Genomic DNA, 20,808 nt, shown 5'->3' with positions numbered 1-20,808 from the left:
CGACAGAATGGTTCCGGACCCTCGGTCGAGTGGTCCGGTTGCCCCCATCTGTCGCGGTTACCTGAGAGCTTCTCCCGTGCGCAGACGGCGCGACGCGGGATTTCTCCTTCGGTGGGCGCCGTCAGGCGCCTCTCTCCAGATTGTCGAAACGATACGGTGATTGTGCCTGAGAGTTTCCGGGGGTGGTTGCTCCGTCGGCGCCATGATCGAAATGCTTCGCACACGAAGTGCTTCGACCTGGGCTCTCCCGTATCGCCATTGCTGACGAGGGCAAGGTTACATGCCGTGCCGGGCCGCGCAAGCCGGGGCCTGACAAACCCGGAGCTTTCGTCACAGCCTGGAACCGGTCCGAATCCTCGGCGATTCCCGCTTCATGACCATCGCATCCGGACACGACCTCGCCGGCCCCCGCCCTTCGCGACGCCGCTCCACGGACCTCCCGGCCGATCCGGGCCTGGGCGAGAAGGCCTTGGAGATCCACCGGCGCCTGTGCCCGGTCTACGCGTGCCCGATCCCCTACTTCCACAGCCTCGACCCGCTGAGCGAGCTCGTCTCGTCACTCCTGTCGCATCGGACCCGGAACGCCGATTCGGGCCGGGCCTTCAAGGCGCTGCGGGCGCGCTACCCCGACTGGGCCGCGATGCTGGCGGCCCCCGTGTCCGAGATCGAGGCGACCATCCCCGGGGTGACCTGGCCCGAACTCAAGGCTCCGCGCATCCAGGCCATCCTGCGCGCCGTACAGGAGCGGCACGGTGCCCTGTCCCTCGACTTCCTGGCGGAGATGGGTGTCGACGCGGCGCGCGCTTGGCTCGAAGCGATTCCCGGAATCGGCCCGAAGACCAGTGCCGCCGTGCTGTCGTTCAGCGTCCTGCGGATGCCGGCGCTCCCGGTGGACAGCCACCATCACCGCGTCGCCCAGCGCACGGGCCTGATCGGCGCGGCGATCGATGTCGGCCCGTCGCACCCGATCCTGCGGGCGCAGCTGCCGGCCGATTGGAGCGCCCAGGACCTCTACGACAACCACGAGATCCTGATGCTGCACGGTCAGGCGGTCTGCCACCACCGGAGTCCGGCCTGCGGGCGTTGCGTCCTCCTCGATCTCTGCCCCACGGGGCAGGCACGGCAGGGCAAGACGACGGCCGCTTGACCGGCCCCGACGCGGCGTTCAGAAACCGCCCCTTGGCGTCCTCGCACGACGGCGCCCTTCCGACAGGACGGCACGTGAAGGACCCCGCGCGATGACCGCGTTCAAGGAGCTTGTGTTCTCGGGCGTCCAGCCCACGGGGAACCTGCATCTCGGCAACTATCTCGGCGCCATCAAGCGCTTCGTGGAGATGCAGGCGCGCGACGCGCAGTGCCTCTACTGCGTCGTCGACATGCACGCGATCACCCTGTGGCAGGACCCGGCCGCCCTGAAGGGGCAGATCCGCGAGGTCACCGCAGCGTTCCTCGCCGCCGGCATCGACCCGAAGCGGAGCATCGTCTTCAACCAGTCGCAGGTGCCCCAGCACGCCGAGCTCGCGTGGATCTTCAACTGCGTCGCGCGGCTCGGCTGGCTCAACCGCATGACCCAGTTCAAGGACAAGGCCGGCAAGGACCGCGAGAACGCGTCGATCGGGCTCTACGCCTACCCGGTGCTCATGGCCGCCGACATCCTGGCCTACCGCGCCACCCACGTGCCCGTGGGCGAGGACCAGAAGCAGCACCTCGAACTCACCCGCGACATCGCGCAGAAGTTCAACAACGACTTTTCGGAGTCGATCTCGGCCCATGGCCACGATGCGGGCGAAGGCTTCTTTCCCGTCACCGAGCCGCTCATCGGCGGGCCGGCCGCCCGCGTCATGAGCCTGCGCGACGGAACGAAGAAGATGTCGAAGTCGGACGCCTCCGACAATTCGCGCATCAACCTCACGGACGACGCCGATTCCATCGCCGCCAAGGTGCGCAAGGCGAAGACCGACCCGGACGCCCTCCCCTCCGAAGTGGCGGGGCTCGCCGGGCGGCCCGAGGCCGACAACCTCGTGGGCATCTTCGCCGCCCTCAAGGACGTGTCGCGGGAGGATGTGCTGCGCGATTACGGCGGCGCCCAGTTCTCCCAGTTCAAGGGCGCGCTGGTCGAACTCGCGGTGGAGACCCTGGCGCCGCTGGGGTCCGAGATGAAGCGTCTGGTCTCCGATCCGGCCGAGATCGACGCGGTCCTGGCCGACGGGGCCGAGCGCGCCGAGGCCATCGCGGCCCCGACCCTCGACGCGGTGAAGGACATCGTCGGCTTCGTCCGCCGCGGCCCGCGCCTGCGGATGGTCTGACGCCGCCGCTCTGCCGCAGCGTGGCAGGGCGGCGGGTTGGACACGATGCGACGCGCGGCGCTTACTCCGGCTCCGACGGCGGCTTGTTGACGGCGATGCACATCTTCACCGCCTCTTCGAGCTTGATGTCGCGCGGGTTGCCGATGTTCGCCGTCTCCTCCAGGCACTTGATGAAGTAGTTGCGGTCGAGATCCGGCGAAAGGCTCGTGAACGCCTTGCCCATGCGGGTGGCGAAATCGATCTTCTCGTCCGTCGTCGCGCGCGGCCAGCGGGCGACCTTGTCGTCCATGGTCAACTTCGCCGCCTGTGCACCGGTGGCCATGCACAGGGTGAAACATAAGAGTATCCTGATAGACGCGCGCATGACGGAACCTGTGTTGCGATCGGTTACAGGCGTGATGGTAGCGCGCGGTACGTCCGAGAAAAGAAAAAGGCGGCCCGAAAGGCCGCCTTTTCTCGTTTCCTCAGCTTAGAAAGCTCTCAAGCCAACCCGAAGGCCGGCGACTTACGCCGCGTCGACGACCTGGGCCGGACCGGAATCCTTGCCGCGGGCTTCGACGTCGCGATCGACGAACTCGATGACGGCGAGCGGAGCGTTGTCGCCGTAGCGGAAGCCGGCCTTCATGATGCGGCAGTAGCCGCCCGGACGGGCGTTGTAGCGCGGGCCGATGACGGCGAAGAGCTTGCGGACCATGTCGTGGTCGCGGATCTGCGACATGGCGAGGCGGCGCGCGTGCAGCGAGTCGGTCTTGCCGAGCGTGATCAGCTTCTCGATGACCGGACGCAGATCCTTCGCCTTGGGCAAAGTGGTGATGATCTGCTCGTGCTTGATCAGCGCGGCGGACATGTTGGCGAACATCGCCTTGCGGTGCTCGGTGGTGCGGTTGAAGCGACGACCGCGAAATCCATGACGCATGATGGCTGGTCCTTATGTGATGGCCGCCGTGCCACGGTACGGCCAAGCGCCCCATGAGCGGGGCTGTTCATTCCGCATGACCCCGCGGCGGGATTCTTTTGGGAGTTCGCATCTCCGCGAACCCCCGATGGATTGGCCAAACAAACGGCGCCGCGACGCGCCAGAAAGTCCCGGCCGGGGCGGCTCGCCCTAATAATGCTCTTCGAAGCGCTTGGCGAGATCTTCGATGTTTTCCGGCGGCCAGCCGGGGATGTCCATGCCGAGGTGGAGGCCCATGGCGGCGAGCACTTCCTTGATCTCGTTGAGCGACTTGCGGCCGAAGTTCGGGGTGCGCAGCATCTCGCCCTCCGACTTCTGGATCAGGTCGCCGATGTAGACGATGTTGTCGTTCTTCAGGCAGTTCGCCGAACGGACCGACAGCTCGAGCTCGTCGACCTTCTTGAGCAGGGCCGGGTTGAAGGGGAGCTGCGGCGCGAGCGGCTGCGCCTCTTCCTTGCGGGGCTCCTCGAAGTTCACGAACACCTGGAGCTGGTCCTGGATGATGCGTGCGGCGTAGGCCAGCGCGTCCTCGGGCGTCACCGCGCCGTTGGTCTCGATGGTCATCGTCAGCTTGTCCTTGTCGAGATCCTGGCCCTCGCGGGTGGTCTCGATGCGGTAGCTGACCTTGGTCACGGGCGAGAACAGGGCGTCCACGGGGATCAGCCCGATGGGTGCGTCCTCGGGACGGTTGCGCTCGGCCGGGACGTAGCCCTTGCCGGTGGCGACGGTGAACTCCATCCGGATCTCGGCGCCGTCGTCGAGGGTGCAGATGACGAGGTCGGGGTTGAGGATCTGGACGTCGCCGACCGTGCCGATGTCGCCGGCGGTGACGAGGCCGGGGCCGGTCTTGCGCAGGGTCAGGCGCTTGGGCGCCTCGGTCTGCGAGCGGATGGCGATGGTCTTGATGTTGAGGACGATGTCGGTGACATCCTCGCGCACGCCGGGGATCGACGAGAACTCATGCAGCACGCCGTCGATCTGCACCGAGGTCACGGCCGCGCCCTGAAGCGAGGACAGCAGCACGCGGCGGAGCGAGTTGCCCAGCGTCGTGCCGAAACCACGCTCGAGCGGCTCGGCCACGACGGTGGCGACCCGCTTGGGGTCGTGACCGGTCGAGACCTGGAGCTTGTTCGGCTTGATGAGCTCTTGCCAGTTCTTCTGAATGACCACGATGCTACCTCTCGCGACGATCGGCGCGGCCCACACGGGCGGTCCACGCTCGGGTTTCGATGCTGCGCCTCAGCGCCGAAACCCCTTGAAAAGGATGGCGCTCGCCGCTTTCGCAGCGAACGGATTCAGTGTGCCGCGACCCAGAGTTCGGGGACGAAGCTGTAAGCGGCCCCGTCCCGGGCGACGTAGCCCAGGGCCGGGAATTCGAGATGGGCGCCGGCGATGAAGGTCCGGTCGGTGGCGACCTCGTCGAGGATGCGGCGGCGCACCTGGCGCGCTGCGTCCGCGTCGACGTCGAACACCATCCCGGCGTCCGGACGCTTGAACTGGATCGCCGGCAGGTGGACGATGTCGGCCCACATCAGGAGTGCGTGGTCGCCCGACACGATCCGATAGCCGGAATGACCCGGCGTGTGGCCGGGCAACGGGACCATGGTGATCCCGGGCGCGACCTCGCCGCCGGTCACGGTCCGCAGCCGACCCGCGTAAGGGGATGTCGCTTTGGCGGCGTTCTCGAAATAGGGCTTGGCCCCTTCCGGCGCACGGGACAGGGCACCCTCGTCGAGCCAGTGCGCCGACTCGTCGGCGTGCACGACGAGTTCTGCATTGACGAACGCCGCCGAGCCATCGGCGGTGACGAGACCGCCGGCATGGTCGGGGTGCAGGTGGGTCAGCAGCACCGTGCCGACATCCTCGGCCCGGACACCCGCGGCGGCCAGGGCCGCCGGGACACGCCCGAGGGTATCGCCCCCGAATCGACCCATGCCCGTATCGATGAGGATCGGCGCCCGGCCCGGCCCGGTGATGAGAAACGCGTTGAGGGTGATGCGAGGATCGCGCGCGCGAAAGCCGGCCGCCTGAAGCGAGCCGGCCTCATCCGTATCGATCCCGACGACGAGGTCGAGCGACCCGGGCAGGTAGCCGTCATTCAGAACCGTGACCGTGAGATCACCCAAGGTCCACCGCAGCACACCGGGAAGCGGACTCGAACCGTTCGACACGCACGTCTCCGTCACACACCTAAAATGCCGGCCGGGGCGGAGTCCTTTCGGACCGGCCCGGCCGGTTTTCGTCAGTCTTAGACGCGCCGACGCTTGCGGGGGCGGCAGCCGTTGTGCGGGATCGACGTGACGTCGCGGATGGAGGTCACGGTGAAGCCGGCGGCCTGAAGCGCGCGCAGGGCGGATTCACGGCCGGAGCCGGGGCCGGACACCTCGACTTCGAGGGTGCGCATGCCGTGTTCGGCGGCCTTGCGGGCCGCGTCCTCGGCGGCGACCTGGGCCGCGTACGGGGTCGACTTGCGCGAGCCCTTGAAGCCCATGGCGCCAGCGGACGACCACGAGATGGTGTTGCCCTGGGCGTCGGTGATGGTGATCATCGTGTTGTTGAACGACGCGTTCACATGCGCGACGCCCGAGACGATGTTCTTGCGTTCGCGGCGACGAACGCGGGTTGTTTCCTTGGCCATCTTGGTTCTCGTCCTTCAAACGCGCCCGTCATACCAGGCGCTCGGGATTCTCTGGGAGGTGGCGGCGCGGGCGTGGAAGACCGTACCGACACACCGGGCCTCCGTGAGGGGTACCCGGATCGACGTTCGGGAGGCCGAGCGAACCACGGCCTCCCGAAATGCGAATGCTTACTTCTTCTTGCCGGCGATGGGCTTGGACTTGCCCTTGCGGGTGCGGGCGTTGGTGTGCGTGCGCTGGCCGCGGACGGGCAGGTTGCGGCGGTGGCGCAGGCCACGGTAGCAGCCCAGATCCATCAGGCGCTTGATGTTCATCGAGACTTCGCGGCGCAGGTCGCCCTCGACGAGATAATCGCGATCGATGGTCTCGCGGATCGACAGAACCTCGGCGTCGGTGAGCTGGTTCACACGGCGCTCGGCCGGGATGCCGACCTTCTCCGTGATCTCTTCCGCCTTCTTCGAACCGATGCCGTGGATGTACTGAAGCGCGATGACGACGCGCTTGTTGGTCGGGATGTTAACGCCAGCGATACGAGCCAAGGTCTTCTCCATCTGGGCAGCGGACCCAATCGGTCCGGCCCGGGTTATCGTGATACGCGTCCGGTGGAGACCGGCCCCTGCGTACCGTCCAGAACGACAAAGCGGCCCGCGGCAACCTCTGGCGAGGCGGCCCGGACCCAATCCGTGTGAACGAAGACCGGCCCACTAGCGCGGGCCGGTCCCGCTGTCAACTCGATGGTAACAAATCCAGCCGCTCAGGACGCCGTCGTTTCGACTCAGGACGCCGTCGTTTCGACATGGCGCTCCAGGGTCGCCATGAGATCCCCGGTGACCTCGTCGACCGGTTTCATGCCGTCGAGGGTCTCCAGCATGCCGAGGCTGGCGTAATAGGCGGAGAGCGGCGCGGTGAGCTCGCGATAGGCTTCGAAGCGCGTCTTGAACACCTCGGGCGTGTCGTCCTTGCGTACGGGTTCGCCGCGGGCGGCGGTCTCGGAGGCGCGCTTGGCGATGCGTCCGATCAAGGCGTCCTCGTCCACGGCGAACTCGACCACGGTGTCGAGGGCGAGGTTCTTCTTCTCGAGCATCCGGTCGAGGGCGGCGGCCTGCGCGACCGTCCGGGGGAAACCGTCGAGGATGAAGCCGTTGCGCGCGTCCGCTTCCTCGATCCGGTCGGCGACGATACCGACGACGACGGCGTCGGGAACGAGCCCGCCGCTTTCCATGATCGCCTTGGCCTCGAGGCCCACGGGCGTACCGGCGGCCACCGCCGCCCGCAGCATATCCCCGGTGGAGAGCTGCGGAATGCCGAACCGCTCGACGATGCGCGCCGACTGCGTTCCCTTACCAGCTCCCGGCGGTCCGAGCAGAATGATCCGCATGGCGTCGTTTCCTCAGGTCCGTTCTTCTTGAAGGGCGGCGCCCTCGAAAAGGGAACGCCGTCGCTGATAGGCTCGCCCGATGGGTGCTCAGCGGCGCCGCGTGGCGCCCCGCAGCTTGGCCTTCTTGACGAGGCCTTCGTATTGGTGGGCCATCAGGTGACCGTGGATCTGCGCCACCGTATCCATCGTCACCGAGACGACGATGAGGAGCGACGTGCCGCCGAACCCGATGCTGGCCGAAGAGTACGACGCCAGGATTTCGGGCACCAGACAGACGAAGGTCAAATACAGGGCGCCGATGAGGGTGATGCGCGTGAGGACCTTGTCGATGAAGGCCGCGGTACGCTCGCCCGGCCGGATTCCGGGAATGAAGCCGCCGTGCTTCTTCAGGTTGTCCGCCGTCTCCTCGGGGTTGAACACCACCGCGGTATAGAAGAACGCGAAGAAGATGATCAGGGCGGCGTACAGCACCATGTAGAGCGGCCGGCCGTGGCCGATATAGGTCGTGATCGTCGCCAGGATGCCGGTGCCGCCGTTGTTCGCCGAGAAGCTCGCCACGGTGGCGGGCAGCAGCAGGAGCGACGAGGCGAAGATCGGCGGAATCACGCCGGCGGTGTTGAGCTTCAGCGGCAGGAACGAGGTCTGGCCCTCGTACATCTTATTGCCGACCTGGCGCTTGGGGTAGTTGATCAGGAGCCGACGCTGGGCGCGCTCCATGAACACGATGAAGTAGACCAGGGCGATGGCGGCGACGCCCATGCCCAGGATGACGGCGGAGGAGAGCGCCCCGGTGCGGCTCAGCTCCAGTGCACCCACGATGGCGACCGGCAGGTGGGCGACGATGCCGGCGAAGATGATGAGCGACGAGCCGTTGCCGATGCCGCGCGAGGTGATCTGTTCGCCGATCCACATGAGGAACAACGTGCCGCCCGTCAGGGTGATGACCGTGGACAGGATGAAGAACGGCCCCGGCTCGATGGCCGCGCTCGAACTCTGGAGGCCGAAGGCGATGCCCCAGCTCTGGACCAGGGCCAGCACCACCGTGAGGTAGCGGGTGTACTGATTGATGACCTTGCGGCCGGACTCACCCTCCTTCTTCAGCGCCTCCAGGGTCGGAACGACCGAGGTCAGCAGCTGAATGATGATGGAGGCCGAGATGTACGGCATGATGTTGAGGGCGAAGATCGCCATGCGCTCGACGGCACCGCCGGAGAACATGTTGAACAGCCCGAGCACGCCGCCCGCCTGCTGCTGGAAGTTCCGGGCGAACTGCTCGGGATCGATGCCGGGAATCGGAATGTAGGTGCCGAGCCGGAAGACGATCAGCGCACCCAGGGTGAACCAGATCCGCTTCTTGAGCTCGTCGGCCTTGGCGATGGCCCCGAAATTGAGGTTCGCGGCAAGCTGCTCGGCGGCTGAGGCCATGGCACCGGTTCCTGAGTCACGATTCGCACGGGAGCGAACAGCTCCCCGATAAACTGAAACGGCGGCCACGCGCGAGGTCGCACGGGCCGCCGCTCAGAGGTTCGACTTAAAGTCGGTCTCGAGTCTACGCAACCACGCGGGCGGGCTTGCCACGGGTGGACACGCCGTCGCCGAAGGTCACGGTGACGGTTCCGCCGTTCTTTTCGACGGCCTCGATGGCCGACTTCGACGCGCGGGTCACCTCGAAGGAGACCTTCGTGGTCAGCTCGCCGACGCCGAGGAGCTTGACGCCGTCACGGGCACGGGCGCACACGCCCGCGGCGATCAGGGTCTCGACGGTGACGACCGCACCGGCTTCGAGACGACCGGCATCCAACGCCTGCTGGACGCGGCCGAGGTTCACCTCGTTCAGGTCCGTCGAGTACAGGTTGTTGAAGCCGCGCTTGGGCAAGCGACGATGCAGCGGCATCTGACCGCCCTCGAAGCCCTTGATGGACACGCCGGTGCGGGCCTTCTGACCCTTCACGCCGCGTCCAGCGGTTTTGCCCTTGCCGGAGCCGATGCCCCGGCCAACGCGCATCCGGTTCTTGGTTGCGCCGGGATTGTCGTGGAGTTCATTCAGTTTCATGATGCCCTCCCTCAGGCCGCGTCGCCAAGGACACGCACGAGGTGCTGCACCTTGCGGATCATGCCGCGCACGGAGGGGGTATCCTCCAGCTCGGAGACCCGGTGCAGCTTGTTGAGCTTGAGGCCGATCAGCGTCGCGCGCTGGTCGCCCTCACGGCGGATCGGCGAGCCGATCTGCTCGATACGGACGGTCTTCTGTGCCATCTGACCCTCCCTCAAGCCACTGCGGCTTCGGACAAGTCGGACGGATCGGCGTCACGACGGCGGGCCTGGAGCGCCGACACCTTGAGACCGCGACGGGCCGCGACGGAGCGCGGGCTGTCCTCGTTCTTCAGGGCGTCGAAGGTGGCGCGCACGAGGTTGTAGGGGTTCGAGGAGCCGAGGCTCTTGGCCACCACGTCCTGCATGCCCAGCGTCTCGAAGACGGCGCGCATCGGGCCGCCGGCGATGATGCCGGTACCCTGGGGAGCGGCGCGCAGGATGACCTTGCCGGCACCGTGACGTCCCTGGACGTCGTGGTGCAGGGTGCGGCCCTCACGCAGGGCCACGCGGACGAGGCCGCGCTTGGCGGCTTCCGTCGCCTTGCGGATCGCCTCGGGGACTTCGCGGGCCTTGCCGTGGCCGAAGCCGACGCGGCCCTTCTGATCGCCGACGACGACGAGGGCAGCGAAGCCGAAGCGACGTCCGCCCTTCACGACCTTGGCGACGCGGTTGATGTGGACGAGCTTGTCCACGAACTCGCTGTCGCGCTCCTCGCGCTCATCGCGGCGGCCGCGGCCCCCGCCTTCACGTTCACGTGCCATTCTTACACTTCCATCTCACTGGCGCGGGTGGCGGACCCGCTCGCTTGAATCGTCAGGACGGGGAACGGCCGAAACCGCTCCCCTCCGCCAATCTTAGAACTCGAGACCGCCTTCGCGGGCGGCGTCGGCGAGCGCCTTGACGCGCCCGTGATAGAGGTAGCCCGAGCGATCGAAGATCACCTGGGTGACGCCGGCTGCCTTGGCGCGCTCCGCGACGAGCTTGCCCACCGCCTGGGCGGCAGAGACGTCGGCACCGGTCTTCAGACCGGTCCGCAGATCCTTGTCGAGGCTGGACGCCGCCGCGAGGGTCTTGCCCGCGGCGTCGTCGATGACCTGGACGTAGATCTGCTTGGAAGAACGGAACACCGAGAGCCGGGGCCGTCCGTTGGCCGCCGCCCGCAGCGCGCGGCGCACACGCGCCTTGCGGCGGTCGAGTGCATCGATTTTGCGTGACATGTTGGCCGGCCCTTACTTCTTCTTGCCTTCCTTGCGGAAGATGAACTCACCCGCGTACTTCACGCCCTTGCCCTTGTAGGGCTCGGGACTGCGATAGTCGCGGATCTCGGCTGCCACCTGGCCGACCACCTGCCGGTCGATGCCGGAGATGACGATTTCGGTGGGCTTCGGCACCGCGATCGTGATCCCGACGGGGATCTCGTACTCGATGTCGTGGCTGTAGCCGAGCGAGAGCTTGAGTGCCTTGCCGGCCATCGCGGCGCGGTAACCCACGCCGGTGATCTCGAGCTTCTTCTCGAAGCCCTTGGAGACGCCCTCGACGAGGTTCGCCACCTGAGCACGGGAGGTGCCCCACAGCGAGCGGGCCTCCTTGGTCTGGTTCCGGGGCTGCACCGAGACGGCGCCGTCCTCGAACTTCACGTCGACCACGTTGGGAACGACGTACTGGAGCTCGCCCTTGGAGCCCTTCATCTTAACCGTCTGACCGGTCACCGTGGCCGTCACACCGGACGGGACGGGAACGGGCTTCTTGCCTACGCGAGACATCGCCTTATTCCTCCAAGTCCAGGATCAGAACACCTTGCAGAGCACTTCGCCGCCGACGTTGCGCTCGCGCGCCTCGTGGTCGGCCATGACGCCCTGCGGGGTGGACACGATGGTGACGCCGAGACCGTCGGCGACACGCGGCAGCTCGCCGACCGACGAGTAGACCCGGCGGCCGGGCTTCGACACGCGCTGGATCGAGCGGATGACGGGCTGGCCGTCGTAGTACTTCAGCTCGATCGCGAACTCGGTGCGGCCGTTGCCGTAATCCGTGGTCGCGTAGTCACGGATGTAGCCCTCGGACTTGAGGACGTCGAGCACGCTGGCACGCAGGCGCGAACCGGGCGTCTGGACGACGTTGCGGCGGCGCTGCTGACCGTTGCGGATGCGGGTGAGCATATCACCCACGGGATCGTTGACCATGGTGGTTGCTCCTTACCAGCTCGACTTGACGAGACCGGGGATCAGACCCTGGTTGCCGAGTTCGCGCAGCGCGATGCGCGAGATGCCCATCTTGCGATAGAAGGCGCGCGGACGGCCGGTGATGCCGCAACGGTTGCGGACGCGGGTGGGCGACGAATTGCGGGGCAGTTCCGCGAGCTTGAGGCGCGCCTCGAAGCGCTCCTCCATTTCGAGGGACTGATCGTTCGCCGTCGCCAGCAGGGCTTTGCGCTTGGGAGCATAGAGCTTGACCAGCGCTTCGCGGTGCTTGTTCTTCTCGATGGAGCTTTTCTTTGCCATTTCTCTCTCCGGTGTCCGCGTATGAGACCTAAGCAGGCCTCACTGCCGGAACGGGAATCGGAACTGCGTGAGGAGCGCACGCGCCTCAGCATCGGTGCGGGCCGTCGTCTGGATGACGATGTCCATGCCCCAGGTGGCCTCGGCCTTGTCGTACGAGATCTCCGGGAACACGAGGTGCTCCTTGAGGCCGAGCGCGTAGTTGCCGTTGCCGTCGAACGAGCGGGGGTTCAGGCCGCGGAAGTCACGCACGCGGGGAAGCGCGATGGTGACGAGGCGGTCCATGAACTCGTACATGCGCTGGCGGCGCAGGGTGACCTTGCAGCCGATGGGCATGCCCTCGCGGACCTTGAAGGTCGCGATGGCCTTGCGGGCCTTGGTGATGACCGGCTTCTGACCGGCGATGAGGGCCAGATCGCCGGCGGCGACAGAGGCCTTCTTCGAATCGGCGGTGGACTCGCCGACACCCATGTTGATGACGATCTTGGAGATCGTCGGCACCTGCATCGGGTTGGCGTAGCCGAACTCTTCGATCAGCTTCTGACGAACGACTTCGTCGTAATGCTTGCGCAGGCGCGGGACGTACCCGTCAATGTTCTTCTCAGCCATCGATCTGGTCCCCCGTGGTCTTGGCGAAGCGAACCTTGCGGCCGTCTTCGAGGATGCGGAAACCCACGCGAGTCGGCTTGCCGTTCGCGTCCTGCAACGCGAGATTCGAGAGCTGGATCGCAGCTTCCTTGGAGACGATGCCGCCTTCCTGGTTCTGCGTCTGCTTCTGATGCTTCTTGACCAAGTTGATGCCACGCACGAAGGCGCGGTCTTCCTTGGGGAGCACCTGGGTGACCTCGCCGGAGCGACCCTTGTCGCGACCGGTGAGAACGACGACCGTGTCGCCCTTCTTGACCTTAGCGGCCATTACAGCACCTCCGGCGCGAGCGAGATGATCTTCATGTGGTTGCGGGCGCGAAGCTCGCGCGGCACCGGTCCGAAGATGCGGGTGCCGATCGGCTCCTTCTGATTGTTGATCAGAACGGCGGCGTTCTTGTCGAAGCGGATCACCGAACCGTCGGGACGCTTCACTTCCTTGGCGGTGCGCACGACGACGGCCTTCATGACGTCGCCCTTCTTCACGCGACCCCGGGGAATCGCTTCCTTGACCGAGACCACGATGATGTCGCCGACACCGGCGTATTTACGCTTCGACCCGCCCAGAACCTTGATGCACATCACACGGCGTGCACCCGAGTTGTCGGCGACGTCCAGATTCGTCTGCATCTGGATCACGGGCAGTGACCTTTCTTTGTTTCAGGCGGGTTTCCGCACGCGGACGGTATTGTCCGGCGGACGACGCCTGAGGGGGATCTGATGTCCCCGGCTCATATGACGAACCGCGCTATCGGTGCTTTCACACCGGCGCGGTCACCGCGTTCGAAAGGTGCGAGCACCCCTCTCAACTGTCGCGAAGGCATGCCCAATACATCAGCCGGCTTGCCGGTGCAAGGCCCGTCGCAGGAACCGCCAGAGAAACCGTCCCGCCGGCGATCCACGATGCCGTGGCCGGAACCCGGATGCCAAGGAACCCGAAGCAACCTTCCCGCACAGGATCGACTGTGGGTCGCGGACCCTGAGAGGGTTTGCACGGATGCCGAACGCATCGGCCGGCTCGCTCGTCACATCGCATCCGAGCCGCGTTCGGCCTACCGGGTGCCTACAAGGCCGCAGTATCGGTCCGGGCGCGGATCCGGACCTATGGCCTCGCGGACATCGTCGATTCGGTCGAGCCCTACGGCAGCATCATGGCCGGCGATTGGTCGACGGTGGCGCAGCGGGAGAAGCCGGCCGCGGCCGCTACGACGGCGCCTGATACGGTGTCCGCCCGATCACCTCGGATCGAGCCGGCGCGACGGGCTCCCTCTCCTGGAAGGTGTAAGGACCCGCGATTCACCGCGTCACCGAACGGATCAGCCGGAAACCATATGAGGCGCCCTGATACGGCGCCGTCTCGGACGGGCGAGAGGATCCCCGGGTTCGGGCGGACGACGCAGGCGTTCAACGCATCCCGTTGCGGAACCCTTTCTCCGCCGGGCACAAAAAAACGGGCGCAGAAACCTGCGCCCGTTTTTGGTCGGTCCTGACGACGAGGTCACGCCTCGGCGGCGGGAACCTCGGACGCGGCGCCGGAGATCAGCTGCCAGGTCTTGGTCTTCGAGAACGGACGGCATTCCTCGATCGATACGGTCTGGCCGACCTTGGCCACATTGCCTTCGTCGTGGGCGTGATAGTTCTTCGAACGACGGACGGTCTTCTTCATCACCGGATGGGTGAAGCGACGCTCCACCTTCACGACGACGGTCTTCTCGCCCTTGTCGCTGACGACGACGCCCTGCAATACGCGCTTCGGCATGGTGTACTCCTCAAGCCTGCGCGGACTTCAGCGTCTTCTGACGCTGAAGTGTACGGACGCGGGCAATATCGCGGCGGACTTCGCGGACCCGCGCGACGTTCTCAAGCTGGCCGGTGGCACCCTGGAAGCGCAGGTTGAACTGCTCCTTCTTCAGGTTCAGCAGCTCATCGCTCAGCTGATCGGGCGACAGGGCGGCGAGATCCGACTGTCTCTGTGACGACTTCATGATCCCCCCCCCTCAGTCAGCGATGCGCTGAACGACGCGCGTGCGGATCGGGAGTTTGGCCGCGCCGAGGCGCAGGGCCTCCTTCGCGACGTCCTCGGCCACGCCGTCGACTTCGAACATGATACGACCGGGATGCACGCGGGCAGCCCAGAATTCGGGAGCACCCTTACCGGAGCCCATGCGGACTTCGGTGGGCTTGGCCGTGACCGGAACATCCGGGAAGATCCGGATCCAGACGCGGCCCTGACGCTTCATCTCGCGGGTGATCGCGCGGCGGGCCGCCTCGATCTGCCGCGCGGTGATGCGCTCGGGCTCGACGGCCTTCAGGCCGAAGGTCCCGAAGTTGAGGTCGAAGCCGCCCTTGGCCGCACCGTGGATGCGACCCTTGAACTGCTTACGAAACCTGGTCTTCTTGGGTTGCAACATGGCAGCCTCTCAACACCTTTCTAGGGCGACGGGGTCACGAACACGCCGTTAGGCGTGCTCGCGCCGGCCGCGCTCGCGGCCACCCTCGCCATCGCGCTCGCGACGGCCGCCCGAACGGCCACCCTCTTCCTGCGCCTTCTTATCCTGTGCCATCGGGTCGTGCTCGAGGATCTCGCCCTTGAACACCCAGACCTTGATCCCGCATGTCCCGTAGGTCGTGAAGGCGGTGGCGACACCGTAATCGACATCGGCCCGGAGGGTATGCAGGGGCACGCGGCCCTCGCGGTACCATTCCTGGCGGGCGATCTCGGCACCACCGAGACGACCGGAGCAATTGATCCGGATGCCCTCCGCGCCGAGACGCATGGCCGACTGCACGGCACGCTTCATGGCGCGACGAAAGGCGACACGGCGCTCGAGCTGCTGGGCGATCGAGTCGGCCACCAGAGTGGCGTCGATCTCGGGCTTGCGCACCTCGACGATGTTGATTGTCACGTCGGCCTTGGTCAGGGTGCCGACGAGCTTGCGGAGCTTCTCGATGTCGGCGCCCTTCTTGCCGATCACCACGCCCGGACGACCCGAGTGGATGGTGACGCGGCATTTCCGGTGCGGACGCTCGATGACGATCTTCGAGACGGCAGCCTGCTTCAGCTGCTTCATGAGGGCGGCGCGGATCGCGACGTCCTCGTGCATGAGCTTCGCGTATTCACCCTTCTGGGCGAACCAGCGGGAGTCCCAGGTCCGGTTGATACCGAGCCGCAGACCGATCGGATTGACTTTCTGGCCCATCAGGTCCTCCTCACGCCGCTTCGGCGGTCGGGACTTCGCGCACCACGATGGTGAGGTTCGCGAAGGGCTTCAGGATGCGGGCGCCGCGGCCGCGGGCACGAGCGTGGAAGCGCTTGAGCACGAGGGCCTTTCCGACGAACGCCTGGGCGACGATGAGATCATCGACGTCCAGATTGTGGTTGTTCTCGGCATTGGCGATGGCGCTCTCGAGGCACTTCTTGACCTCGCGGGCGATCCGCTTGCGGGAGAATTCGAGATCGGCGAGGGCCGACTCGACCTTCTTGCCGCGAATGAGCTGCGCGACGAGATTGAGCTTCTGGGGGCTGACGCGCAGCATGCGCGCGACGGCCTGAGCCTCGTTCTCGGGGAGCGCGCGGGGAGTGGCGGGCTTGCCCATGATCAGCGCCTCTTCGACTTCTTGTCGGCTGCGTGACCGTGGAAGGTACGGGTCGGCGAGAATTCACCGAACTTATGACCGACCATTTCCTCGGACACGTAGACCGGGATGTGCTTCTGCCCGTTGTGCACACCGAAGGTGAGCCCGACGAACTGCGGCAGGATCGTGGAGCGGCGGCTCCAGATCTTGATGACTTCGTTGCGGCTGGATCCGCGCGCGGTCTCAGCCTTCTTGAGGAGGTAGCCGTCGATGAACGGCCCCTTCCAGAGCGAGCGTGCCATGATGGTTACTTCTTGCGGTTGTGACGGCTGGACAGGATGAAGACGTCGGTCCGCTTGTTCGAGCGGGTCTTCTTCCCCTTCGTGGGAACGCCCCAGGGCGTGACCGGGTTACGGCCGCCGGACGTGCGTCCCTCACCGCCGCCGTGCGGGTGATCGACCGGGTTCATGGCGACACCACGAACGTGCGGGCGCCTGCCGAGCCAGCGGTTACGACCCGCCTTGCCGAGCGAGATGTTCATATGGTCCGGGTTCGACACCGCGCCGACGCTGGCGAAGCACTGACCGTGGACCAGGCGCTGCTCGCCCGAGTTCAGGCGCAGGGTGACGTAGCCCTGGTCGCGCCCGACGATCTGAGCGTAGTTGCCGGCGGAGCGGGCGATCGCGCCGCCTTTGCCGATCTTCAGCTCGACGTTGTGGACGATGGTGCCGACCGGCATGTTGCCGACGGGACCGGCATTGCCCGGCTTGATGTCGACCTGCTCGGCCGCGATCACCTTGTCACCCGGCGAGAGACGCTGGGGCGCGATGATGTAGCTCTGCGTGCCGTCCGGGAAGGCGATCAGCGCGATGAACGCCGTGCGGTTCGGATCGTACTCGATCCGCTCGACGGTGGCGCTCACACCCATCTGAACGCGACGCTTGAAGTCGACGTTGCGCAGGGTGCGCTTGTGACCGCCGCCACGGAAGCGGACGGTAATGCGGCCGAGGTTGTTGCGGCCGCCGGACGACGACTTGCCCTCGGTGAGCTTCTTGACCGGCTTGCCCTTGTAGAGCTCACGGCGGTCGACGAGCACGAGCTGGCGAAGGCTCGGCGTGACCGGTTTGAATGTCTTCAAGGCCATCGGTGGTAATCCTTAACCCGACTTGTCTCAGAGGCCGGTCGTGACATCGATCGTTTCACCCTCGGCGAGGGTCACGATCGCTTTTTTCACGTCCGAACGCTGTCCGCGAAGCCCGCGGAAGATCTTCTTCTTGCCCTTGGTCACGAGCGTGTTCACGCCCGTCACCTTGACGTCGAACAGCTTCTCGACCGCTTCCTTGATCTGCGGCTTCGTCGCCTTCGGGGCAACCCGGAAAACGACCTTGTTCTGTTCGGTGAGGTTCGTCGCCTTCTCGGTGATGACCGGGGAGACGATGATGTCGTAGTGGCGCGGATCGGCACTCATTTGAAACGCGCCTCCAGCGCATCGATCGCTGCGCGCGTCAGCACGAGCTTGTCGCGACGCAGGATGTCGTAGACGTTGATGCCCTGGATCGGAAGCACGTCGATCATCGGGATGTTCCGGGCGGCGCGACCGAAGTTCACGTCGACCTCGGACCCGCTGATGAACAGCGCGCTCGACAGACCCATCTTCTCGAAGCGGGCGGCGAGGTTCTTGGTCTTGCCGTCCTCGAGCTTGACGTCGTCGATGACGATGAGGGTCGAATCCTTCACCTTCGCCGAAAGGGCATGCTTGAGGGCCAGGGCGCGGACCTTCTTGGGCAGGTCGTGGGCATGGGAGCGCACGACCGGACCGAAGGCGCGTCCACCGCCGCGGAACTGCGGAGCGGAGGCGGCGCCGTGGCGAGCGTTACCGGTGCCCTTCTGCTTGTACAGCTTCTTGCGGGTCCGGTTGACGTCCGAGCGGTTCTTGACCGCATGGGTGCCGGCCTGACGCTTGGCAAGCTGCCAGCGCACCATGCGCTGGAGCAGGTCCACGCGGGGCTCGAGACCGAAGATGGTCTCGTCGAGCTCGACGGAGCCGGCTCCGGCGCCGTCGAGGGTGGTGATATCGAGCTTCATCACGCGTTCTCCTCGGAAGCGGGAGCCTCGGGAGCCGGGGCGTCGGAGACGGGCGAAGCGCCGAGCTCACGGAACTTGCCAGGCTGCGGAACGTCCGCGGGGAGCTTGCGCTTCACCGCGTCGCGAATCTGGATCCAGCCGCCGGCGACGCCGGGAACCGCACCCTCGACCAGGATCAGGCCACGCTCGACGTCCGTGCGGACGACGCGCAGGTTCTGGGTGGTCACCCGATCGACGCCCATGTGACCGGGCATCTTCTTGTTCTTGAAGGTCTTGCCCGGGTCCTGACGGCCACCGGTCGAACCGATCGAGCGGTGCGACACGGACACGCCGTGGGTCGCGCGCAGACCACCGAAGTTCCAACGCTTCATACCACCGGCGAAACCCTTACCCGTGGTGGTGCCCGTCACGTCGACGAACTGGCCCGGGATGAAATGGTCGGCGGTGATCTCGGCGCCGACCGGGATCAGCTTGTCTTCCGACACGCGGAACTCGGCGAGCTTCTGCTTGGGCTCGACCTTGGCGACCGCGAACCGGCCGCGCTCGGCAGCCGACACGTTCTTCACCTTGGCCTTTCCGACGCCGACCTGAAGGGCGACGTAACCGTTCTTCTCGACGGTACGGTGGGCAACCACCTGGCATTGATCGATTTTAAGCACTGTGACCGGAACATGTTCGCCTGCATCCGTAAAGATGCGGGTCATGCCGACCTTCTGTGCAATGACGCCTGAGCGCATAGGTGTCTCCCCTCGCGCGATTTACGGTAAGCTCTAAATCCCCGCGGGACTTAGAGCTTGATCTCCACGTCCACGCCGGCGGCGAGGTCGAGCTTCATGAGCGCGTCCACGGTCTGCGGCGTCGGATCGACGATATCGAGGACGCGCTTGTGGGTGCGCATCTCGAACTGCTCGCGCGACTTCTTGTCGATGTGCGGCGAGCGGTTGACGGTGAACTTCTCGATATGCGTCGGCAGCGGGATCGGACCACGGATGGTGGCACCGGTGCGCTTGGCCGTCGAGACGATCTCGCGGGTCGATGCATCGAGGATCCGATGATCGAACGCCTTGAGGCGGATACGAATATTCTGACCGTTCATGACCTAAACCTTGGCGGGGCGATATCGGGGCGGGCGCGAGGACCCGCCCCTCTGTCGTTCCCTGCAGACGTGACCGTGGGACGGAAGACTACTCGTTGATGGCGGCGACGACGCCTGCGCCGACGGTGCGGCCGCCTTCACGGATGGCGAAGCGCAGCTTCTCTTCCATGGCCACCGGCACGATNGGCGGATACGAATATTCTGACCGTTCATGACCTAAACCTTGGCGGGGCGATATCGGGGCGGGCGCGAGGCCCCGCCCCTCTGTCGTTCCCTGCAGACGTGACCGTGGGACGGAAGACTACTCGTTGATGGCGGCGACGACGCCTGCGCCGACGGTGCGGCCGCCTTCACGGATGGCGAAGCGCAGCTTCTCTTCCATGGCCACCGGCACGATGAGGGTGACGTCCATGGTCACGCTGTCGCCGGGCATCACCATCTCGGTGCCCTCGGGGAGAACGCACACGCCGGTCACGTCCGTGGTGCGGAAGTAGAACTGCGGGCGGTAGTTGGTGAAGAACGGCGTGTGGCGGCCGCCCTCCTCCTTCGTCAGGATGTAGGCCTCGGCCTTGAACTTGGTGTGGGGCTTGACCGAGCCGGGCTTGCACACGACCTGGCCGCGCTCGACGTCCTCGCGCTTGGTGCCGCGCAGGAGCACGCCGACGTTGTCGCCGGCCTGGCCCTGGTCGAGGAGCTTGCGGAACATCTCGACGCCCGTCACCGTCGTGGTCTGGGTGTCGCGGATGCCCACGATCTCCACGGTCTCGCCGACCTTGACGATGCCGCGCTCGACGCGACCCGTCACCACCGTGCCGCGGCCCGAGATCGAGAACACGTCCTCGATGGGCATCAGGAACGGCTTGTCGATGGGACGCTCCGGCTGCGGGATGTAGTCGTCCACGGTCTTCATCAGGGCGATCACGGCGTCGTGGCCGACGGCCTTGTCGCCGTTGTCGAGGGCCACCTTGGCCGAACCCTTGGTGATCGGGATGTCGTCGCCGGGGAAGTCGTACTTGGAGAGGAGCTCGCGCACCTCCATCTCGACGAGCTCGAGGAGCTCCTCGTCGTCGACGAGGTCGACCTTGTTGAGGAACACCACCAGGGCCGGCACGCCGACCTGGCGGGCGAGCAGGATGTGCTCGCGGGTCTGCGGCATCGGGCCGTCGGCGGCCGACACCACCAGGATCGCGCCGTCCATCTGCGCCGCACCCGTGATCATGTTCTTCACGTAGTCGGCGTGGCCCGGGCAATCGACGTGGGCGTAGTGCCGGTTGGCGGTCTCGTACTCGACGTGCGCCGTCGAGATCGTGATGCCGCGCGCCTTCTCCTCCGGCGCCTTGTCGATCTGGTCGTAGGCCGTGAACGTCGCACCGCCCGACTCGGCCAGGACCTTCGTGATCGCCGCCGTCAGCGACGTCTTGCCGTGGTCCACGTGACCGATCGTGCCGATGTTGCAGTGCGGCTTCGTACGAGCGAATTTCTCTTTGGCCATCGTAGCCTCCGTAATCTCAGTGTTTCAGGAAGCAGGCGAATTTCAGC

Annotated in this window: 32 protein-coding genes, 1 pseudogene and 1 riboswitch; of the genes and pseudogenes, 2 read left to right on the top strand and 31 right to left on the bottom strand. The window is 66.0% G+C overall.

What is annotated here, in order from left to right:
* Positions 1-38 precede the first annotated feature (38 nt).
* Positions 39-149: riboswitch (glycine riboswitch) on the bottom strand.
* Positions 150-373: 224 nt separating this feature from the next.
* The gene (locus ASF27_RS04795; RefSeq protein WP_056358161.1) at positions 374-1,147 is read left to right on the top strand and encodes a Fe-S cluster assembly protein HesB; all 774 of its coding nucleotides are present in this window, start codon (positions 374-376) and stop codon (positions 1,145-1,147) included.
* Positions 1,148-1,238: 91 nt separating this feature from the next.
* Positions 1,239-2,306 carry a tryptophan--tRNA ligase gene (gene trpS, locus ASF27_RS04790; protein WP_056171320.1) on the top strand — a complete coding sequence of 356 codons (1,068 nt, stop codon included), beginning with the start codon at positions 1,239-1,241 and terminating at the stop codon, positions 2,304-2,306.
* Between the two features lie 61 nt (positions 2,307-2,367).
* Here trpS and ASF27_RS04785 read toward each other — a convergent pair whose 3' ends face one another.
* The 31 genes and pseudogenes from ASF27_RS04785 to tuf form a co-directional block, all read right to left on the bottom strand.
* On the bottom strand, positions 2,368-2,670 hold the full coding sequence (locus tag ASF27_RS04785) for a hypothetical protein (protein ID WP_244480926.1): 303 nt from the start codon (positions 2,668-2,670) through the stop codon (positions 2,368-2,370).
* 141 nt (positions 2,671-2,811) lie between these two features.
* Positions 2,812-3,222 (bottom strand): 50S ribosomal protein L17, encoded by a 411-nt coding sequence (gene rplQ / locus ASF27_RS04780; protein ID WP_056091639.1) that lies wholly within the window; start codon positions 3,220-3,222, stop codon positions 2,812-2,814.
* Positions 3,223-3,411: 189 nt separating this feature from the next.
* The gene (locus ASF27_RS04775) at positions 3,412-4,431 is read right to left on the bottom strand and encodes a DNA-directed RNA polymerase subunit alpha (RefSeq protein WP_056171359.1); all 1,020 of its coding nucleotides are present in this window, start codon (positions 4,429-4,431) and stop codon (positions 3,412-3,414) included.
* A gap of 125 nt (positions 4,432-4,556) precedes the next feature.
* The gene (locus ASF27_RS04770; RefSeq protein WP_056358288.1) at positions 4,557-5,432 is read right to left on the bottom strand and encodes an MBL fold metallo-hydrolase; all 876 of its coding nucleotides are present in this window, start codon (positions 5,430-5,432) and stop codon (positions 4,557-4,559) included.
* Positions 5,433-5,509: 77 nt separating this feature from the next.
* Complete coding sequence (gene rpsK / locus ASF27_RS04765) at positions 5,510-5,899, bottom strand: 30S ribosomal protein S11 (RefSeq protein ID WP_056171326.1); 390 nt, start codon at positions 5,897-5,899, stop codon at positions 5,510-5,512.
* 168 nt (positions 5,900-6,067) lie between these two features.
* Complete coding sequence (rpsM, locus tag ASF27_RS04760) at positions 6,068-6,436, bottom strand: 30S ribosomal protein S13 (RefSeq protein ID WP_056171364.1); 369 nt, start codon at positions 6,434-6,436, stop codon at positions 6,068-6,070.
* Positions 6,437-6,672: 236 nt separating this feature from the next.
* The gene (locus ASF27_RS04755) at positions 6,673-7,275 is read right to left on the bottom strand and encodes an adenylate kinase (RefSeq protein WP_056171329.1); all 603 of its coding nucleotides are present in this window, start codon (positions 7,273-7,275) and stop codon (positions 6,673-6,675) included.
* A gap of 87 nt (positions 7,276-7,362) precedes the next feature.
* On the bottom strand, positions 7,363-8,700 hold the full coding sequence (gene secY / locus ASF27_RS04750) for a preprotein translocase subunit SecY (protein WP_056265540.1): 1,338 nt from the start codon (positions 8,698-8,700) through the stop codon (positions 7,363-7,365).
* Positions 8,701-8,824: 124 nt separating this feature from the next.
* Entirely contained in the window at positions 8,825-9,328 is a 504-nt protein-coding gene (gene rplO / locus ASF27_RS04745) for a 50S ribosomal protein L15 (protein WP_056171333.1), read from the bottom strand.
* A gap of 11 nt (positions 9,329-9,339) precedes the next feature.
* Complete coding sequence (rpmD, locus tag ASF27_RS04740) at positions 9,340-9,531, bottom strand: 50S ribosomal protein L30 (RefSeq protein ID WP_056091618.1); 192 nt, start codon at positions 9,529-9,531, stop codon at positions 9,340-9,342.
* Positions 9,532-9,542: 11 nt separating this feature from the next.
* Positions 9,543-10,130 (bottom strand): 30S ribosomal protein S5, encoded by a 588-nt coding sequence (gene rpsE, locus ASF27_RS04735; protein ID WP_056171334.1) that lies wholly within the window; start codon positions 10,128-10,130, stop codon positions 9,543-9,545.
* Positions 10,131-10,223: 93 nt separating this feature from the next.
* The gene (rplR, locus tag ASF27_RS04730; RefSeq protein ID WP_056171336.1) at positions 10,224-10,586 is read right to left on the bottom strand and encodes a 50S ribosomal protein L18; all 363 of its coding nucleotides are present in this window, start codon (positions 10,584-10,586) and stop codon (positions 10,224-10,226) included.
* A gap of 12 nt (positions 10,587-10,598) precedes the next feature.
* Positions 10,599-11,132 (bottom strand): 50S ribosomal protein L6, encoded by a 534-nt coding sequence (gene rplF / locus ASF27_RS04725; RefSeq protein ID WP_056171338.1) that lies wholly within the window; start codon positions 11,130-11,132, stop codon positions 10,599-10,601.
* 24 nt (positions 11,133-11,156) lie between these two features.
* Positions 11,157-11,552, bottom strand: a complete 396-nt coding sequence (gene rpsH / locus ASF27_RS04720; RefSeq protein ID WP_055881679.1) for a 30S ribosomal protein S8 — start codon at positions 11,550-11,552, stop codon at positions 11,157-11,159.
* Positions 11,553-11,564: 12 nt separating this feature from the next.
* Positions 11,565-11,870: a 30S ribosomal protein S14 gene (gene rpsN, locus ASF27_RS04715; RefSeq protein WP_056171340.1), complete on the bottom strand. Its 306-nt coding sequence runs from the start codon at positions 11,868-11,870 to the stop codon at positions 11,565-11,567.
* Positions 11,871-11,909: 39 nt separating this feature from the next.
* Complete coding sequence (gene rplE, locus ASF27_RS04710) at positions 11,910-12,476, bottom strand: 50S ribosomal protein L5 (protein WP_056171342.1); 567 nt, start codon at positions 12,474-12,476, stop codon at positions 11,910-11,912.
* The gene (rplX, locus tag ASF27_RS04705; protein WP_056091601.1) at positions 12,469-12,783 is read right to left on the bottom strand and encodes a 50S ribosomal protein L24; all 315 of its coding nucleotides are present in this window, start codon (positions 12,781-12,783) and stop codon (positions 12,469-12,471) included. Before rplX ends, rplE begins: the two co-directional genes overlap by 8 nt.
* A complete protein-coding gene (gene rplN / locus ASF27_RS04700) occupies positions 12,783-13,151 on the bottom strand; it encodes a 50S ribosomal protein L14 (RefSeq protein ID WP_055949294.1) in 369 nt (122 codons plus the stop codon). The genes rplX and rplN overlap by 1 nt, the downstream gene beginning before the upstream one ends.
* A gap of 859 nt (positions 13,152-14,010) precedes the next feature.
* Positions 14,011-14,271: a 30S ribosomal protein S17 gene (rpsQ, locus tag ASF27_RS04695; protein ID WP_056171346.1), complete on the bottom strand. Its 261-nt coding sequence runs from the start codon at positions 14,269-14,271 to the stop codon at positions 14,011-14,013.
* Positions 14,272-14,281: 10 nt separating this feature from the next.
* Complete coding sequence (gene rpmC, locus ASF27_RS21450; RefSeq protein ID WP_056171348.1) at positions 14,282-14,497, bottom strand: 50S ribosomal protein L29; 216 nt, start codon at positions 14,495-14,497, stop codon at positions 14,282-14,284.
* Positions 14,498-14,509: 12 nt separating this feature from the next.
* Positions 14,510-14,923: a 50S ribosomal protein L16 gene (gene rplP, locus ASF27_RS04685; protein WP_055949287.1), complete on the bottom strand. Its 414-nt coding sequence runs from the start codon at positions 14,921-14,923 to the stop codon at positions 14,510-14,512.
* A 48-nt stretch (positions 14,924-14,971) separates the two neighbouring features.
* Complete coding sequence (gene rpsC, locus ASF27_RS04680; RefSeq protein ID WP_055949284.1) at positions 14,972-15,712, bottom strand: 30S ribosomal protein S3; 741 nt, start codon at positions 15,710-15,712, stop codon at positions 14,972-14,974.
* A 10-nt stretch (positions 15,713-15,722) separates the two neighbouring features.
* Positions 15,723-16,109: a 50S ribosomal protein L22 gene (gene rplV, locus ASF27_RS04675; protein WP_056091586.1), complete on the bottom strand. Its 387-nt coding sequence runs from the start codon at positions 16,107-16,109 to the stop codon at positions 15,723-15,725.
* 2 nt (positions 16,110-16,111) lie between these two features.
* Positions 16,112-16,390: a 30S ribosomal protein S19 gene (gene rpsS / locus ASF27_RS04670; protein WP_056091583.1), complete on the bottom strand. Its 279-nt coding sequence runs from the start codon at positions 16,388-16,390 to the stop codon at positions 16,112-16,114.
* A gap of 5 nt (positions 16,391-16,395) precedes the next feature.
* A complete protein-coding gene (gene rplB / locus ASF27_RS04665; RefSeq protein ID WP_056171350.1) occupies positions 16,396-17,232 on the bottom strand; it encodes a 50S ribosomal protein L2 in 837 nt (278 codons plus the stop codon).
* Positions 17,233-17,259: 27 nt separating this feature from the next.
* Complete coding sequence (locus tag ASF27_RS04660) at positions 17,260-17,556, bottom strand: 50S ribosomal protein L23 (RefSeq protein WP_056091577.1); 297 nt, start codon at positions 17,554-17,556, stop codon at positions 17,260-17,262.
* Positions 17,553-18,173, bottom strand: a complete 621-nt coding sequence (gene rplD, locus ASF27_RS04655) for a 50S ribosomal protein L4 (protein WP_056091573.1) — start codon at positions 18,171-18,173, stop codon at positions 17,553-17,555. The genes ASF27_RS04660 and rplD overlap by 4 nt, the downstream gene beginning before the upstream one ends.
* Positions 18,173-18,910 (bottom strand): 50S ribosomal protein L3, encoded by a 738-nt coding sequence (rplC, locus tag ASF27_RS04650; RefSeq protein WP_056171354.1) that lies wholly within the window; start codon positions 18,908-18,910, stop codon positions 18,173-18,175. Before rplC ends, rplD begins: the two co-directional genes overlap by 1 nt.
* A 50-nt stretch (positions 18,911-18,960) precedes the next feature.
* Positions 18,961-19,269: a 30S ribosomal protein S10 gene (gene rpsJ / locus ASF27_RS04645; protein WP_018044230.1), complete on the bottom strand. Its 309-nt coding sequence runs from the start codon at positions 19,267-19,269 to the stop codon at positions 18,961-18,963.
* An 88-nt stretch (positions 19,270-19,357) separates the two neighbouring features.
* A pseudogene (locus ASF27_RS22090) lies at positions 19,358-19,453 on the bottom strand (elongation factor Tu); the annotation flags it as partial.
* Positions 19,454-19,570: 117 nt separating this feature from the next.
* Positions 19,571-20,761, bottom strand: coding sequence for an elongation factor Tu (gene tuf, locus ASF27_RS04640; RefSeq protein ID WP_056171356.1), 1,191 nt, complete (start codon positions 20,759-20,761; stop codon positions 19,571-19,573).
* Positions 20,762-20,808: the final 47 nt, after the last annotated feature.

Source organism: Methylobacterium sp. Leaf102 (genome assembly GCF_001422425.1).
Lineage (GTDB): Bacteria > Pseudomonadota > Alphaproteobacteria > Rhizobiales > Beijerinckiaceae > Methylobacterium.
Note: the sequence above shows the minus strand (reverse complement) of the source record. Positions and strands in the feature narration are given on the sequence as shown.